Origin of the sequence: Lentzea tibetensis (genome assembly GCF_007845675.1) — a bacterium.
GTDB classification, from domain to species: domain Bacteria; phylum Actinomycetota; class Actinomycetes; order Mycobacteriales; family Pseudonocardiaceae; genus Lentzea; species Lentzea tibetensis.
The window spans coordinates 1-1,512 of sequence record NZ_VOBR01000090.1 but is presented as its reverse complement, the minus strand read 5'-3'; the positions used below and the strand labels follow the sequence as shown (position 1 = coordinate 1,512).

The 1,512-nt window shown below is 67.0% G+C and carries 1 protein-coding gene; it reads right to left on the bottom strand.

What is annotated here, in order from left to right; genetic code table 11:
* Nucleotides 1–70 precede the first annotated feature (70 nt).
* Nucleotides 71–1,512: adenosylhomocysteinase (gene ahcY, locus FKR81_RS43055; RefSeq protein ID WP_146361366.1), on the bottom strand; the 1,442-nt coding region annotated here is incomplete at its 5' end.

The window sequence follows — 1,512 nt, the reverse complement described above, 5'->3', positions numbered from 1 at the left end:
GAACGCTCCAGGCCCCGAGCTGGGGTTCAGCGTCGGGGCCTGGCGGGCGTTCCTGATCAGCAGGGCGTGATCAGTAGCGGTAGTGCTCGGGCTTGAACGGGCCCTCGGCGTCCACGTCGATGTACTCGGCCTGCTCCTTGGTCAGCTTGGTGAGCTGGCCACCGAGCGCGGCGAGGTGGATGCGGGCGACCTTCTCGTCGAGCTTCTTGGGGAGGCGGTAGACCTCCTTGTCGTACTCCTTGTACTTGGTGAACAGCTCGACCTGCGCGATCACCTGGTTGGAGAACGAGTTCGACATCACGAAGCTGGGGTGGCCGGTGGCGTTGCCCAGGTTGAGCAGGCGGCCCTCGGACAGCACGATGATCGACCGGCCGGTCGGGAAGACCCACTCGTCGACCTGCGGCTTGATGTTGATCCGCCGCACACCGGGATACCGCGCGAGACCGGCCATGTCGAGCTCGTTGTCGAAGTGGCCGATGTTGCCCAGGATCGCCTGGTGCTTCATGTTCGCCATGTGCTCGGCGGTCACCACGTCCTTGTTGCCCGTGGTCGTGATGATGATGTCCGCCCGGTCCAGCACGTCCTCCAGGCGCTGCACGTCGTAGCCGTCCATCGCCGCCTGCAACGCGCAGATCGGGTCGATCTCCGTCACGATGATCCGCGCGCCCTGCCCGCGCAGCGACTCCGCCGCGCCCTTGCCGACGTCGCCGTAGCCGCAGATCACCGCGACCTTGCCGCCGATCAGCACATCCGTGCCCCGGTTGAGGCCGTCGATCAAGCTGTGGCGGATGCCGTAGCGGTTGTCGAACTTCGACTTCGTCACCGCGTCGTTGACGTTGATCGCCGGGAACAGCAGCTCACCCTGGGCGGCGAGCTGGTAGAGCCGCATGACGCCGGTGGTGGTCTCCTCGGTGACCCCGCGGATCCCCTCAGCGATCTTCGTCCACTTGCCGTTGTCCGCCTCCAGCGACTTCTTGCACAGGCCGAGGAAGACCTTCCACTCATCGGAGTCGTCGGCCTCCGGTGACGGCACCACCCCGGCCTGCTCGTACTGCTTGCCCTTGTGCACGAGCATGGTGGCGTCGCCGCCGTCGTCCAGGATCATGTTCGGGCCGCCGCCATCAGGCCAGGTCAGCATCTGCTCGGCGGTCCACCAGTACTCCTCCAGCGTCTCGCCCTTCCAGGCGAACACCGGCACCCCCTTGGGCTCCTCCTCGGTCCCGTGCGGGCCGACCACGACCGCGGCAGCCGCGTGGTCCTGGGTGGAGAAGATGTTGCAGGACGCCCAGCGCACCTCGGCGCCCAGGCTGACCAGCGTCTCGATCAGCACCGCGGTCTGCACCGTCATGTGCAGCGAACCGGAGACGCGGGCGCCCTTGAGCGGGTACACCTCGGCGTACTCACGGCGCAGCGCCATCAGACCGGGCATCTCGTGCTCGGCCAGCCGGATCTCCTTGCGGCCGAACTCGGCCTGCGAGAGGTCAGCAACCGCGAAGTCGACGCCGTTGCGAA